The 14,934-nt window shown below is 69.0% G+C and carries 12 protein-coding genes and 1 tRNA gene; 9 read left to right on the top strand and 4 right to left on the bottom strand.

The genetic code is table 11. From position 1 onward, the window contains the following. Positions 1-352 precede the first annotated feature (352 nt). The 3 genes from PQI07_RS23190 to PQI07_RS23180 all read right to left on the bottom strand — a co-directional run bounded on the left by PQI07_RS23190 (position 353) and on the right by PQI07_RS23180 (position 995). Positions 353-556 carry a hypothetical protein gene (locus tag PQI07_RS23190; protein ID WP_043345991.1) on the bottom strand — a complete coding sequence of 68 codons (204 nt, stop codon included), beginning with the start codon at positions 554-556 and terminating at the stop codon, positions 353-355. Continuing rightward, positions 553-810, bottom strand: a complete 258-nt coding sequence (locus tag PQI07_RS23185; RefSeq protein ID WP_274927507.1) for a hypothetical protein — start codon at positions 808-810, stop codon at positions 553-555. Before PQI07_RS23185 ends, PQI07_RS23190 begins: the two co-directional genes overlap by 4 nt. A 110-nt stretch (positions 811-920) precedes the next feature. Continuing rightward, a tRNA-Val gene (locus PQI07_RS23180) sits at positions 921-995 on the bottom strand. Between the two features lie 357 nt (positions 996-1,352). Between PQI07_RS23180 and PQI07_RS23175 the strand changes: the two genes are divergently transcribed. The 9 genes from PQI07_RS23175 to scpA all read left to right on the top strand — a co-directional run bounded on the left by PQI07_RS23175 (position 1,353) and on the right by scpA (position 13,532). Then, positions 1,353-2,396, top strand: coding sequence for a hypothetical protein (locus PQI07_RS23175; protein ID WP_043345999.1), 1,044 nt, complete (start codon positions 1,353-1,355; stop codon positions 2,394-2,396). A 2-nt stretch (positions 2,397-2,398) separates the two neighbouring features. Further along, the gene (locus PQI07_RS23170) at positions 2,399-4,582 is read left to right on the top strand and encodes a glycosyltransferase family 2 protein (RefSeq protein ID WP_100793955.1); all 2,184 of its coding nucleotides are present in this window, start codon (positions 2,399-2,401) and stop codon (positions 4,580-4,582) included. A gap of 167 nt (positions 4,583-4,749) precedes the next feature. Further along, positions 4,750-6,087, top strand: a complete 1,338-nt coding sequence (locus PQI07_RS23165; protein WP_043379559.1) for an MFS transporter — start codon at positions 4,750-4,752, stop codon at positions 6,085-6,087. A 112-nt stretch (positions 6,088-6,199) separates the two neighbouring features. Next, positions 6,200-7,411, top strand: a complete 1,212-nt coding sequence (gene cyoA / locus PQI07_RS23160) for a ubiquinol oxidase subunit II (protein ID WP_274927506.1) — start codon at positions 6,200-6,202, stop codon at positions 7,409-7,411. Positions 7,412-7,486: 75 nt separating this feature from the next. Then, positions 7,487-9,487, top strand: a complete 2,001-nt coding sequence (cyoB, locus tag PQI07_RS23155; RefSeq protein ID WP_043346007.1) for a cytochrome o ubiquinol oxidase subunit I — start codon at positions 7,487-7,489, stop codon at positions 9,485-9,487. Positions 9,488-9,491: 4 nt separating this feature from the next. Beyond that, complete coding sequence (gene cyoC / locus PQI07_RS23150) at positions 9,492-10,124, top strand: cytochrome o ubiquinol oxidase subunit III (RefSeq protein WP_043379554.1); 633 nt, start codon at positions 9,492-9,494, stop codon at positions 10,122-10,124. Further along, the gene (gene cyoD / locus PQI07_RS23145) at positions 10,121-10,525 is read left to right on the top strand and encodes a cytochrome o ubiquinol oxidase subunit IV (RefSeq protein WP_043379552.1); all 405 of its coding nucleotides are present in this window, start codon (positions 10,121-10,123) and stop codon (positions 10,523-10,525) included. Before cyoC ends, cyoD begins: the two co-directional genes overlap by 4 nt. A 14-nt stretch (positions 10,526-10,539) precedes the next feature. Continuing rightward, on the top strand, positions 10,540-11,310 hold the full coding sequence (locus PQI07_RS23140) for an SURF1 family protein (protein ID WP_274927505.1): 771 nt from the start codon (positions 10,540-10,542) through the stop codon (positions 11,308-11,310). Between the two features lie 56 nt (positions 11,311-11,366). Next, a complete protein-coding gene (gene scpA, locus PQI07_RS23135; protein ID WP_274927504.1) occupies positions 11,367-13,532 on the top strand; it encodes a methylmalonyl-CoA mutase in 2,166 nt (721 codons plus the stop codon). A 204-nt stretch (positions 13,533-13,736) separates the two neighbouring features. Here the strand turns inward: scpA and PQI07_RS23130 are convergent, their stop codons facing one another. Beyond that, on the bottom strand, positions 13,737-14,864 hold the full coding sequence (locus PQI07_RS23130; RefSeq protein WP_274927503.1) for an alpha/beta hydrolase: 1,128 nt from the start codon (positions 14,862-14,864) through the stop codon (positions 13,737-13,739). Positions 14,865-14,934 lie beyond the last annotated feature (70 nt).

Genomic DNA, 14,934 nt, shown 5'->3' with positions numbered 1-14,934 from the left:
CGCCGGGTCGAAATCAATCTCTGTCGCACCGCAACACAGTTTTCGTTGGTGGACGCGCGATGCCGCATCGCGTCGGCTTGGCAAGATCGGAAGCGGAAACGCCGATACGCCTGACCACGCTCCGTGATTTGGCTCGCGGCGTGCGGAAGCGGGCGGTGCCGCCGCGAAGCACCCGCAAGCCGCCTGCTTGAAGTCTCCGGATCGAACGTCTGGGCCGCCTCGTCAGGCCCGCGCCGGGTGGATATCCGCCGGACAGATTTCTGGCGGCTCAACCACACAGGCCGCCATCACGCGTGGGCGAATGCCCTGACGCGGCCGAGCGCCTCGCGGCGATGGGGCCGTCGGCAGGTCGCTACCCCAGCGCGATCAGCATCCAGGTGCGAGCCTTCGCCATCAGCTCCCCGTCCCCGGCCGACGGATCGGATGCGATCACGCGGCCGATGATCTGGCGGGCGTCCGTGCCACTCATCCCGATTCCCTGCGCGAAGCCGCTCAGGCGCTGCATCAGGCGATTGGCGGTGGCTTCGCGATCCAGATCGGCCTCGGGCTCGCTCATCCGTTCACCGGGTGCGCCAGCAGGATCGCGGTCCGGACCATGGTGCGCGTCCAGGCCGGCGTGTCGGTGGTGAGCGCATCGGCCGCATGGGCGTGCGTTCGGATGGTCTCGACGAGGTCGAGGCTCCAACCCTTCGCAAGCGGGTACGAGTCGGTAGCGAGGTCGGCCGGCACCGCGTCGACCGCAGCATCGATCTCCTGATCGGTGACCTCAGCGGCTTTCCGGACTTCGGAGACGGTCGGGTCGGTGGCCACGCGAACCTACGGCTGATGTCCGCTGAACCCGCCTCAGATTCGCCGAACCTGAGGGACCCGGTAGAAAACCGTCTTCGGTCAAAAAAACCATCCAACCTCGCTCGGTTAGATGGTGGGCGCGACAGGGATCGAACCTGTGACCCCTACCATGTCAAGGTAGTGCTCTCCCGCTGAGCTACGCGCCCGGGCCGGAGCCGTTCTTGCTCCGGTGGGCGGGGCCTATAGCGGCTGGCCGGCGAGGGCGCAAGCAGAACCTGCATCGCGGATCGGATCGATCGCGCCCGGCCCGGGCACCGGACGACCGGATCGCGACGGGGCCGGACTGCATCGGTGATGTCTGGCAAGGGTTTGCGGGCAAGGGTTTGCGGGAAAAATCTTCGGGCCGGTTCAATCGACCGGCTCGGATGCGGTTCGAGGCCGAAGCCGGCCCTGGTGCACGCCGGCGGAAAAATGCGCTATGGCCCTGCCGCTCGGCATCAGGCCGTGCCGCGACACATGGCGGACACAGGGCGCCGGCATGCCGCCGCCTCACGCTTCAGGACATGCGCTACTTCATCGACCACGATCAGGGCGTTGCGATCCGCGGCTGGATCGTGCCGGACAATCCCCTCGCCATCAGCCGGGTCGTGGTCGCGGTCGACGGACGACGCGTGGCCGAGGTCCCGGCCAGCGTCATCGACGAGGCCTTCAAGCGCAACGGGTGGCATGCCACCGGGCAATGCACCTTCGTGGTCACGGAGGCGGAGGTGCCGGGGCTGACGGAGATCCCGCGGCTCGAATTGTACGATGCCGACACCAACGTGATGGTCTATCGCCGCATGCCGCCCGAGGGGCTGGTGCGGTTGCGGACCATGCTGATCAACACCGGCATCGAGCCCGAAACCGTCCTCCAGACGGCGCTCTTCCCGCATTTCCAGCATTGCTATTTCGGCATCCATAAGCTGCCGGACGAGATTCTCACCTGCGTCCTGACCGGCCCGGCCGCCCCGTCGGCCTTCCTGTCCGGCGCCGTGACCGTCCCGCGCTACGAGAACTTCCTGACGCCGGACCTGATGATCACCGCCATCCTGCTGCAGGAGCCGCAGATCGAGATGGCGACCCGGATGCGCTGGCTGAAGGCTCGGGCCGGGGATGCCGCCGATCCCGCACGCAGCTGGCGCCTGGGCCCGCTCGCCGAGGCCGCCGCCTTCGCGGAGGGGTACGACTTCTCCGACGTGAAGAGCCTCAAGCGCTTCTTCCGCATGCTGCCCGAACCCGCCTACCGGCTGCTCTACAATCCGCTGACCCGCCAACTCGGGACCCGCATGCCGGACGACCGGCTGCATCCGGGCAACTCCATCGCGGCGATCGAGATTCTCGCCCGCGTCGGGATCGTCGGGCACAAATCCCGGTTCCCCGCCTTCGCATCGACGCTGTTCGACCGCCTGGGGATCGCCAAGCCGATCCCGGCCCTGCCCCCGGTGCCGGCCGAGACGATGGCGCTCGCCGAGCGCCTGAAGGCCGTCAAGGCGGTGGAAGACATGATCGTCTTCGATGTCGCCATGTCGGATGCCGTGAAGGCCTCGGTCGACAAGAGCTGGAGTTGAGGGTGCCTGCGTCCGGGGCAGAGGTGCCCGAATTCCAGCCCCTGCCGGCCCAGCTCACGGGGCTCTGGCGCAAGCGGCGCGACCTCGCGGCGCGGGCGGCCTCGGACGGCCTGCGCGTCGCCCTCCCGGGCCTCGCGGGCCGCTGGGTCGAGATCGTCCTGTCCAACGACCCGGCCGAGGGCCGCGACACCCTCCCGGACATCAGCTTCGTCGGACCGGACGGACGCCCGGGCACGGTGCTGCCCCAGGAGGCCCGGGGCGGGGGCGCCTTCGCGTGGATCGGCCGCCTGCCCGAGGACGTCGTCGCGTTGCGCGTCGCCGATCCGGCGGGACGGGTCCCGGTCCGGCTGCGTCGGATCGCCGTGCATCGTCTCGCCCGGCCGATCCTGGCCGCGCGCGGTCTCCTGCGCGATCCCGGCCTGACCGCCCAGGCGCTCGCTTGGCGGATCCTCGGCAAGAAGGTGCGCGCCCGTGGCTTCCTCGGCCGGGCGCTGCGCCACCGGCGCGTCAGCGGCTACGAGGCGTGGCTCGGAACCCACAGCCTGCGCCGTGCGGAGCGGGACGGGATCGCCGCCGAGATCGCCGCCTGGACCGATCCGCCGCTGATCTCCGTGCTGATGCCGGTCCACAATCCCGACCCGAAGGTGCTGCGGGCGGCCCTGGCGTCGCTGCGCGCGCAGCTCTATCCCCACTGGGAATTGTGCGCCGTCGACGACGCCTCCACGCGCCCCGAGATCCCGCGGATCCTGAGCCGGGCGGCCGAGGCCGACCCGCGCATCCGCGTCCTCACCCGGCCGGAGAACGGCCACATCGCCCGGGCGACCAACGACGCGCTGGGCATGGCCCGGGGCGCGGTCTGCGCCTTCATGGACCACGACGACGCGCTCACCGAGGACGCCCTCTACGAGGTCGCCCGGGCGCTGCGCCGCGATCCGGACCTCGTGCTGATCTACAGCGACGAGGACAAGATCGACGGGCGCGGCCGCCGGTTCGACCCGCATTTCAAGGCGTGCTTCGACCGCGAGCTGCTCTACGCCCAGAACTACATCAACCATCTCACGGTCGTGCGCACCGAGGCGCTGCGCGCCGTCGGCGGCCTGCGTCCGGGCTTCGAGGGCAGCCAGGACCACGACCTGCTGCTGCGACTCACCGACGGGCTCGATCCCGGCCGCATCCGCCACATCCCGCGGGTGCTCTATCACTGGCGCGCCGCGCAGGGCTCCGGCACCTTCTCCGACCGGTCCCTCGCCCGGGCGGAGGCCGCGCGCCTGCGCGCCCTGGAGGAGGTCGTGGCCCCCTGGGGCGGCCGGGCGGAGCGCGGTCCCGGGGGCTTCAACCGCCTGATCCGGCCGCTGCCGGCGCCGCCGCCGCGGGTCTCCGCGATCATCCCGACCCGGGACCGGGCCGAGATCCTGTCGGTGACCCTCGACGGCTTGCTCGGCGCGACCGACTACCCCGACATCGAGGTGATCATCGTCGACAACGACAGCCGCGAGCCCGAGACCGCCGCCCTGTTCGCCCGCTACCGGGACGATCCGCGGGTGCGCGTTGTCCCGGTAGCGGGCGCCTTCAACTTCTCGGACCTGTCGAACCGCGGCGCCGCCGCGGCCACCGGCCCGGTGCTCCTGTTCCTCAACAACGACATCGAGGTGCTCGAGCCCGGCTGGCTCGCCGAGCTGGTCCGCCACGCGGTGCGGCCGGAGATCGGGGCCGTCGGGGCGAAGCTCCTCTATCCGGACCACACGATCCAGCACGGCGGCATCGTCCTCGGGATCGGCGGCGTCGCGGGCCACAGCCATCTCGGCGTCGCGGACGCGGATCCGGGCTATTTCTGCCGCATGGTCATCGCCCACGAGGTCTCGGCGGTCACCGGCGCGTGCCTCGCCATGCGGGCCGATGTCTTCGCGGCGGTCGGAGGCTTCGACGCCGAGGCCCTGAAGGTCGCCTTCAACGACGTCGATCTCTGCCTGAAGATCCGCCGGGCCGGCTACCGGATCGTCTGGACGCCCTTCGCCAGATTGATTCACCACGAGTCGAAGAGCCGCGGGGCCGAGGACACGCCCGAGAAGCGGAAGCGCTTCGAGGGCGAGGTGCTGACCATGCTGGACCGCTGGGGTCCCGAGCTGCGCGCCGACCCCTATTACAACATCAACCTGTCACGGAATTCGGCGCATTACCGGGTGTGAGCGGTCCACGCCCCGTGGCGCCGCCGATGGCCGCGACCACCGGTGCTATGCATGCGTCAGTGGGTGAACTTGCGTCCGGAGCCGGTTGCGATACCTCTGGACATGCCGCATGAGGCGGTTCCGGCCAAGGCGACCCCATAGGCGCGCGGCGAGGGCGGCAGCCAACAATGAGTTCGAATACCCCAATGGCCTCGGCCACGATCCTGGAGCGCGACGCCCAGCAGGCGGTGGGAGACCACAAGGTCCATCCCAACGAGATCGCCATCGGTGTGGTGATCGGACGCGCGTCCGAATACTTCGACTTCTTCGTCTTCGGCATCGCCTGCGTGCTGGTCTTCCCGAAGGTGTTCTTCCCCTTCGTCGACCCGCTGAAGGGCACGCTCTACGCCTTCTCGATCTTCGCCCTCGCCTTCATCGCCCGGCCGCTCGGCACGGTGCTGTTCATGGCGATCGACCGGCGCCACGGGCGCAGCGTCAAGCTCACCACGGCCCTGTTCCTGCTGGGCGGCTCGACGGCGGCGGTGAGCTTCCTGCCGCGCTACGACAGCATCGGCATCGCGTCGGTCTACATCCTGGCCGGCCTGCGGATCCTGCAGGGCCTCGCGCTGGGCGGCGCCTGGGACGGCCTCGCCTCGCTGCTCGCCATGAACGCCCCGCGGGAGCGCCGCGGCTGGTACGCGATGATCCCGCAGCTGGGTGCGCCGCTGGGCTTCATGGTGGCCAGCGCCCTGTTCGCGTTCTTCATCGTCAACCTCGACGAGGCGGACTTCATCGACTGGGGCTGGCGCTTCCCGTTCTACTGCGCCTTCACCATCAACGTGGTCGCCCTGTTCGCCCGGCTGCGCCTCGTCGCCACCGAGGAATTCGCCCGGATGATGGACCTCGACCGGCTGCGTCCGGTCCCGGCCCTCGAGCTGTTCCGCCACCATGCGGGCGACGTGATCCGCGGCGCCTTCGTGCCGCTCGCGGCCTTCGCGCTGTTCCACCTCGTGACGATCTTCCCGATCGCGTGGCTGGCGCTGAACAGCACCACCCGCTCGCCCGGCGAGTTCCTGATCGTGCAGTTCTCCGGGGCCATCGTCTGCGCCGGCGCGGTCGCCGCCTCCGGTCTGATCGCCGACCAGATCGGCCGCCGCAACGCCCTGATCATGAGCGCCTCGCTGATCGGCTTCTTCGCCATCGGCAGCATCATCGCGCCGCTCCTGTTCGGCGAGAGCGCCATCGGCCAGACGATCTACGTCACGATCGGCTTCATGCTGCTCGGGCTCGCCTATGGCCAGACCGCGGGCGCCGTGACGGCCCGGCTGGGCAACCGCTACCGCTACACCGGCGCTGCGCTCACCTCCGACTTCGCGTGGCTGATCGGGGCCGGCTTCGCGCCGCTCGTGGCCCTGTTCCTGTCGCAGCGCTACGGCTTGGCGATGATCGGCGTCTACCTCCTCTCCGGCGCGGTCTGCAGCCTCGTGGCCCTGTTCACCGACCGGTCGGAACTGCGCCAGATGTAGTCGGCGGGCGGCGGCGCAGGCCGCCCGACCCGCCCATCGCTGACAGGAACGCCGCCTCGCGCGGCACGGCAGAAGCGCCGCGCAAGCGGCCTGGGATGACGAGACGCGTGCTGTGACCTCTACGACCCATCGACCGGACAGGACCGACACCGCGACCCGCCGAGGCGGCCGCGGGCGGCGCCTCCTGTCGCTCCTGACCCTGCCGCTCCTGACCCTGCTCGGCGGCTGCAACTTCGTGGTCATGCAGCCGGCCGGCTACGTGGCCGAGCAGCAGCGCAACCTCGTGCTGGCGGCGACCGGGCTGATGCTCCTGATCATCGTCCCGGTGATCGCCTTCACGCTGATCTTCGCGTGGCGCTACCGCGCCACGAACGAGGACGCGGTCTACGATCCCGAGTGGCACCACTCGACGCAGCTCGAGGTGCTGATCTGGACGGCGCCGCTGATGATCGTCATCGCGCTGGGTGCCCTGACCTGGATCGGGACACACACCCTCGATCCGTTCCGGCCGCTCAGCAAGATCGACACGAAGCGCGACGTCCCGGCCGGCACGGTGCCGCTGGAAGTCGAGGCGGTGGCCATGGATTGGAAGTGGCTGTTCCTCTACCCGCAATACGGGATCGCCACGGTCAACGAGCTGGCCGCGCCGGTTGACCGGCCGATCCGCTTCAAGATCACCGCCACCGACGTGATGAACACGTTCTACGTGCCGACCCTCGCCGGCATGGTCTACGCCATGCCGGGCATGCAGACCCAGCTCCACGCGGTGATCAACCGGGAGGGCGCCTGGGAGGGCCGCTCGGCGCATTACAGCGGCGCCGGCTTCTCGAACATGTTCTTCAAGTTCCACGGCCTGGCCAACGACAAGTTCGACCAGTGGATCGCCAAGGCCAAGGCCGAGGGCGGCGAGCTCACCCAGGAGGCCTACCTGAAGCTCGAGGAGCCGAGCGAGGCCGAACCGGCGCGGTTCTACAAGTCCTACATGAAGGGCCTCTACGACCGGATCATCGGCATGTGCCCCCGGCCCGATCAGATGTGCGTCGGCGAGATGGTGAAGATCGACGCGCAGGGCGGCGCCTCCGGCGCGGAGGCGGAAGAGAACTACAAGCGGCTCCGGTACGACAACCGCCTCGCCGAGCGCGGGATCGAGGGCCCCGGCGCCACGTCGCCGGCCTCGGAGACCGGCCCGCACGCCCAGACGCAGCCCCAGGGCATGAAGCCGCGGCCCGATATGGGCAACCCGGACGTCCGGAGCCAGAAGGCGCCGGACAGCCAGGGCCAGAGCGAGGGCGAGCAGATCGCGCCCAAGCAGCTGAACCAATGATTCCGCGCGTGATGCCAGCGGAACCCACACACAAGACCGGCGGTCGCCGTCGAACCCACTGAACGGGCCGATCCCATGTTCGCAAACCTGGACCTACAGCAGCTGCTCGTCGGACGATTTACGATCGAGCAGATCCCCTATCACGAGCCGATCCTGCAGGGGACCTTCGCCGGCGTGGCCGTGGTCGGCCTCGCCGTGCTCGGGGTCATCACCTATTACCGCTTCTGGGGGCCGATGTGGCGTGACTGGATCACGTCGATCGACCACAAGAAGATCGGCATCATGTACTGCATCTTCGCGGGCGTGATGCTGCTGCGCGGCTTCGCCGACGCGATCCTGATGCGCTCGCAGCAGGCGGTCGCCTTCGGTGACCAGCAGGGCTTCCTGCCGCCGCACCACTACGACCAGATCTTCACCGCCCACGGCATGATCATGATCTTCTTCGTGGCGATGCCGTTCGTCACGGGGCTCATGAACTTCGCGGTGCCGCTGCAGATCGGCGCCCGCGACGTGGCCTTCCCGTTCCTGAACAACTTCAGCTTCTGGATGACGGTGGCCGGCGGCATGCTGGTGATGGTCTCGCTGTTCGTCGGCGAGTTCTCCCGCGCCACCTGGCTCGCCTACCCGCCGCTCTCCGGCGCCGCGATGAGCCCCGGCGTCGGCGTCGACTACTACATCTGGGCGCTGCAGATCGCCGGCATCGGGACGCTGCTCTCGGGCATCAACCTGATCGCCACCATCGTGAAGATGCGGGCGCCCGGCATGACCATGATGAAGCTGCCGATCTTCGTCTGGTCGTCGCTGTGCACCAACATCCTGATCGTGGCCGCCTTCCCGATCCTCACGGCCGTTCTCGCGATGCTGTCGCTCGACCGCTACATCGGCACGCATTTCTTCACGAACGACCTCGGCGGCAACGCCATGCTGTACTTCAACCTGATCTGGATCTGGGGTCACCCGGAGGTCTACATCCTGATCCTGCCGGCCTTCGGCGTGTTCTCGGAGATCACCTCGACCTTCTGCGGCAAGCGCCTGTTCGGCTACACCTCGATGGTCTACGCGCTGGTGGTGATCACCATCCTCGCCTACCTCGTGTGGCTGCACCACTTCTTCACGATGGGCTCGGGCGCGGACGTGAACTCGTTCTTCGGGATCACGACCATGATCATCTCGATCCCGACGGGCGCGAAGATCTTCAACTGGATGTTCACGATGTACCGCGGCCGGATCCGGTTCGAGGTGCCGATGATGTGGGTGGTGGCGTTCATCGTCACCTTCGTGATCGGCGGCATGACCGGCGTCCTCCTGGCGGTGCCCCCGGCCGACTTCGTCCTGCACAACTCGCTGTTCCTGATCGCGCACTTCCACAACGTGATCATCGGCGGCGTGCTGTTCGGCATGTTCGCCGGCGTGACCTTCTGGTTCCCCAAGGCCTTCGGCTTCAAGCTCGACGACTTCTGGGGGAAGGTCGCCCTCGGGTTCTGGGTGACCGGGTTCTACGTCGCCTTCATGCCGCTCTACGTGCTCGGCCTGATGGGCGTGACCCGGCGCATGCAGCACTTCGACGACCCGTCGCTGCAGATCTGGTTCGTCATCGCCGCCATCGGCGCGGCGCTCATCGCCTGCGGCATCGCCTCGCAGATCATCATGTTCGTGGTTTCGATCCGGAACCGCGACAAGCTGCGCGACCTCAGCGGCGATCCGTGGGGCGGCCGGACCCTCGAATGGTCCACCTCTTCGCCGCCGCCGGACTACAACTTCGCCTTCACGCCGGTGGTCCACGATTCCGATGCGTGGTGGGACATGAAGAACCGCGGCTTCGACCGTCCCCTCAAGGGCTACAAGCCGATCCACATGCCCAAGAACACCGCGACCGGCGCGATCCTGGCGGGGCTGAACTTCGCCTTCGGCCTGGCCATGGTCTGGTACGTCTGGTGGCTGGCGGCGCTCACCTTCGTGGCGATCTTCGTCGTCGCGATTGCCCACACCTTCAATTACAATCGCGACTACTACATTCCCGCCGACGTCGTCAGTCGGACGGAAGGTCAGCGGACGCGCGAACTGGAGATGGCGTGATCCGATGATGCACGCGGAGACTGCACCCCCCGGCGCCGCGGCGCCGGTCTTCTACCAGACCGACGAGGAGGGCCATCATTCCGAGGGCTCGACCATGCTCGGGTTCTGGCTCTACCTGATGAGCGACTGCCTCATCTTCGCGACCCTGTTCGCGACCTACGGGGTGCTCGGGCGCAGCTTCGCGGCCGGCCCCACCCCGAAGGAGCTGTTCGACCTGCCCGGCATCGCGGTGAACACCGCCATGCTGCTGTTCTCGTCCATCACCTACGGCTTCGCCATGCTGGAGATGGACCGGGACCGGGTGAAGCAGACGCAGATCTGGCTCGCCATCACCGGCCTGTTCGGCGTGGCCTTCGTGGCCCTGGAGATCCGGGAATTCGTCCACCTGTTCCACGAGGGCGCGCCGCCCTGGCGCAGCGCGTTCCTGTCGTCGTTCTACACCCTGGTCGGGACCCACGGCCTGCACGTCTCCATGGGCATCCTGTGGCTCGTCGTGCTGATGGTGCAGGTCAGCAAGCGCGGCCTGATCGTCGAGAACAAGCGCCGGCTGATGTGCCTGTCGATGTTCTGGCACTTCCTCGACCTGATCTGGATCGGCGTCTTCACCGTCGTCTACCTGATGGGAGTGCTCGAATGAGCGCCGACGCACACCGCCTCACCGGCCACGGCCAGGACACGCACGATGCGCACGCCCACAGCGAGGGCGGGCACGGCAGCTTCCAGAGCTACATGACGGGCTTCGTCCTGTCGGTGATCCTGACGGTGATCCCGTTCTGGCTGGTGATGGGCAACGTCCTCGACAACAGCCTCGTCACCACCCTGGTCATCCTGGCGCTCGGCGGCGTCCAGATGGTCGTGCACGTCATCTACTTCCTGCACATGAGCACGAAGTCGGAGGGCGGCTGGACCTTCATGGCGCTGATCTTCACCATCACGCTGGTGGTGATCATGCTCGCCGGCTCGGTGTGGGTCATGTACCACCTCAACCACAACATGATGCCGATGGATGCCCACGACGTCATGAACAACGCCCGCTGAGCGCGCGTCCGCAGATGAGACCCGCGGGGCCGGGGAGGGGCTTAAGCCCCTCCCCGGCCCCGATTGCGTTGTGGCGGCGCGTCGTGTTCGGCGTCGGCGCCGGCCTCGTCTTCATCGTCCTGCTCGGGCTCGGCACGTGGCAGGTGGAGCGGCGGGCCTGGAAGCTCGACCTGATCGCCCGGGTCGATGCCCGGGTCCATGCCCCGCCGGTGCCGGCCCCCGACTCCGCCGCATGGCCGCGCGTCGGCCCCGACGACGCCTACCGGCACGTCCGGCTCGCGGGCACCTTCCTGCACGATCGCGAGACCCTGGTTCAGGCCGTCACCGAGCGCGGCGGCGGATTCTGGGTGCTGACGCCCCTGCGGCGTCCGGACGGCAGCCTCGTGCTGGTCAATCGCGGCTTCGTGCCCGGCGACCGGCGGGATCCGGCGACCCGGGCGGCCGGGCAGGTCGCGGGGGAGACCACGGTGACCGGCCTCCTGCGGCTGACCGAGCCCGGGGGCGCGTTCCTGCGCTCGAACGATCCCAAGGACGACCGCTGGTATTCCCGCGACGTGGCCGCCATCGCGGCGGCGCGCGGCCTGACCGACGTCGCCCCCTACTTCGTGGATGCGGACGCGACGCCCAATCCCGGCGGGCTGCCGGTGGGCGGCCTGACGGTGATCGCCTTCCCCAACAACCACCTCGTCTACGCGATCACGTGGTACGGGATGGCGCTGATGCTGGCGGCCGCGGTTGTCTACGTCCTGCGGGGCGGACGCGGTCCTGGACCTGCGGGGGAGTAGCCCGCGTCAAGCGCGTGTCTATAATGGCGTGACAAACGCCATAACGAGTCAACGCCATGACCTCCCGCATCCCGAACTTCGCCGAAATCCCGCTGGCCGGCGAATCGCTCGTGGTCGCGGCGCCGGCGCTGGGCGAGCCCTGGATGACGCCGGAGGGCATCCCGGTGAAGGGCCGGTACGGACCGGAGGACCGGGAGGGCCTCGAGTTCCTCGACACCTATCCGGGGATCGCGCCGTTCCTGCGCGGCCCCTACCCGACCATGTACGTCACTCAGCCCTGGACGATCCGGCAGTACGCCGGCTTCTCCACGGCCGAGGATTCGAACGCCTTCTACCGCCGCAACCTCGCGGCCGGGCAGAAGGGCCTGTCGGTCGCCTTCGACCTCGCCACCCACCGCGGCTACGATTCCGACCATCCCCGGGTCTCCGGCGATGTCGGCATGGCGGGCGTGGCGATCGACTCGATCTACGACATGCGCACGCTGTTCTCGGGGATTCCCCTCGACGAGATGACCGTGTCGATGACGATGAACGGCGCGGTGCTGCCGATCCTCGCGCTCTACATCGTCGCCGCGGAGGAGCAGGGCGTGCCGCCGCAGAAGCTCGCCGGCACGATCCAGAACGACATCCTCAAGGAGTTCATGGTCCGCAACACCTACATCTATCCCCCCAAGGGATCGATGCGGATCATCTCGGACATCTTCGCCTACACGTCGAAGAACATGCCGAAGTTCAACTCGATCTCGATCTCCGGCTATCACATGCAGGAGGCCGGGGCGACGAACGACCTGGAGCTCGCCTACACGCTCGCCGACGGCGTCGAGTACATCAAGGCGGGCCTCGCCGCCGGGCTGACCATCGACCAGTTCGCCCCGCGCCTGTCGTTCTTCTGGGCGATCTCGACCAACTTCTTCATGGAGGTCGCCAAGATGCGGGCCGCGCGCCTGATCTGGGCGAAGCTCGTGAAGGGGTTCGATCCGAAATCGGAGAAATCCCTGGCCCTGCGCACCCATTCGCAGACGAGCGGCTGGTCGCTCACCGCGCAGGACGTGTTCAACAACGTCACCCGCACCAACATCGAGGCGATGGCGGCGACGCAGGGCGGCACGCAGTCGCTCCACACCAACGCGCTGGACGAGGCGTTGGCGCTGCCCACCGACTTCTCGGCGCGGATCGCCCGGAACACGCAGCTGTTCCTGCAGCAGGAGAGCGGCACCACCCGGATCGTCGATCCCTGGGGCGGCTCCTACTATGTGGAGAAGCTCACGGCCGACATGGTGGCCCGGGCCTGGGAGCACATCCGCGAGGTCGACGGCCTCGGCGGCATGGCCAAGGCGATCGAGGCCGGGATCCCGAAGCTCCGCATCGAGGAGGCTGCCGCCCGGGCCCAGGCCCGGATCGATTCCGGCCGGCAGACCATCGTCGGCGTGAACAAGTTCCGGGCCGACGACGACATGGCCATCGACCTGCTGCGGGTCGACAACGGCAATGTCCGCCGGCTCCAGATCGACAAGCTCAAGCGCCTGCGCGCCGAGCGCGACGAGGCGGCGGTGACGGCCCGGCTGGAGGCCCTCACGAAGGCCGCCGACGGCACCGAGAATCTGCTGGAGCTCGCCGTCGAGGCCGCCCGCGCCAAGGCGACGGTGGGGGAGATTTCCGAGGCCCTGGAGAAGGCCTGGGGCCGGCACCGCGCCGAGATCCGCTCGATCTCCGGCGTCTACAAGCGCGAGGTGGGGGGCATGTCGCCTGTGGTCGAGGAAGTCCGGGCGCTGGTCGAGGCGTTCGAGGAGAATGACGGCCGCCGGCCGCGCATCCTGGTCGCCAAGATGGGCCAGGACGGGCACGACCGCGGCCAGAAGGTGATCGCCTCGGCTTTCGCCGACCTCGGCTTCGACGTGGATATCGGGCCGCTCTTCGCCACACCGACGGAGGCCGCCCGGCAGGCGGTGGAGAACGACGTCCACATCGTCGGCGTCTCGTCCCTGGCCGCCGGCCACCTGACCCTGGTGCCGGAGCTGAAGGCGGCACTGACCGAGCAGGGCCGGGACGACGTGATGATCGCCATCGGCGGCGTCATCCCGCCGGGCGACTACGAGGCGCTGACGGCCGCCGGCGCGGCGGCGATCTTCCCGCCCGGCACGGTGATCGCCGAGGCGGCCGCCAAGCTGATCCGCGCGCTGAACGAGCGGCTGGGCTACGCGGCGCGGCAGGCGGCGGAGTAGGAGGCTTCCCGAGGCGGCCGGACCGGCCGCCTCGCCCCATGCCCTGGCGCCCCCTCGTCCTGAGGTGCCGGAGCGAAGCGGAGGCCTCGAAGGAGGCCTCCATCCGGCCGCGCGATCCCTGGAGCCCCCCTGCGGCGCCCGCTGACGCGCGCACCTCAGGATGGGGCGGTGCTATGGGATCGGCCGGCCCCCGGGGCTCGCCGCTCAGTTCAGCGCCTGCGGGTCCGCCTCCGTGAGGAAGGCCCCGACCGCGTGGAGGAACTGCATGCGGTTCTTCTCCATCATCACCGTATGGGTGCCCTCCCCCAGCTCGACGAAGCGCTTGTAGGGGGCATGGGTGAGCTTGGTGAAGTATTCCTGCGCCTGGTAGCTCGGCAGGTCGGCGTCCCACTCGGCGTGGATGATCAGCACGGGCACGCGGATCTCGCCCGGATCGTAGAGCGGCTTCCCCGCCGCCCAGTAGGCATCCTTGTCGGCGACCGTGCCGTTCGGCGCGCGCAGGACCGGCGGCGATCGCTTCGCCCCGACCGGGTCGGTGGCGAAGGTCGCGTCGGCCCATTGGTCGAACCAGCCCGCCGGGATCAGGTCGGCCTTCTTGTCCTCGGGGACGCCGGTCAGCCAGCGCGCCCGGGCGCTGTCCCGGCTGACGGTGCGATAGGCCCCCACCGTGCCGCCGCCGCCGATCAGGCCGGGCGTGCGCGCCAGCCATTGCGGCGCGTAGAGGACGAGGCGGTTGACCGCGTCGTTGTGGGTGCTGGTGTAGAGCCCCATGGTGGAGGTCCCCCAGGACCAGCCCATCAGGTCGATCTTCTCGACGTTGCGCCGCTTCCGGATGAAGTCGACGACCTGCCCCACCACCTTGGCGGCGTCCGGCGTCCGCATGAGCGGCGGATTGTCGGCGGGCGGCGCGTCCATGGCGGCCGGGCGTCCGGACAGGCCGTAGCCCGGCAGGTCCACGCAGTAGACGTCGAAGCCGAGGCCCGCGAGGTAGTCCATGGCCGACATCCCCCCGAGCGGCAGGTCGAAGGCGGTGGAGGACGGGTAGGTGGAGCCGTGCACGTAGAGCAGGATCCGGTCGCCCGGGAACCGCTCGGTTCCCGCGGGCCGCTTGTTGCGCACGTAGATCTCGACCCCCGGCTCGCTCCAGGGCAGGCGGAACTCGTCCGTCGTCAGCTGGGCCGCCGGAGCCGCGACGACAGGCGCCGCGACGGCTTGGGCCGCCGAGGCCGCGACCGCCGCCCCGGCGGCGAGCGCCCCGACCAGCTCGCGCCGGGCCAAGCCCCGGCCGGGCCGGGCCGCGTCCGGGTCCGTCCGCATTGGTCTGTCCGCCATGATGTCTCCTCCCGTCCGCCTTGTCTGGCGGCTCGGGCGATTCAACCGGCGGGCGGCGGCGGGCGCAACG

The sequence above is a fragment of the Methylobacterium sp. 092160098-2 genome, assembly GCF_028920805.1.
Lineage (GTDB): Bacteria > Pseudomonadota > Alphaproteobacteria > Rhizobiales > Beijerinckiaceae > Methylobacterium > Methylobacterium fujisawaense.
The sequence above is the reverse complement of the archived record's forward strand: the minus strand, read 5'-3'. Positions and strand labels throughout refer to the sequence as shown.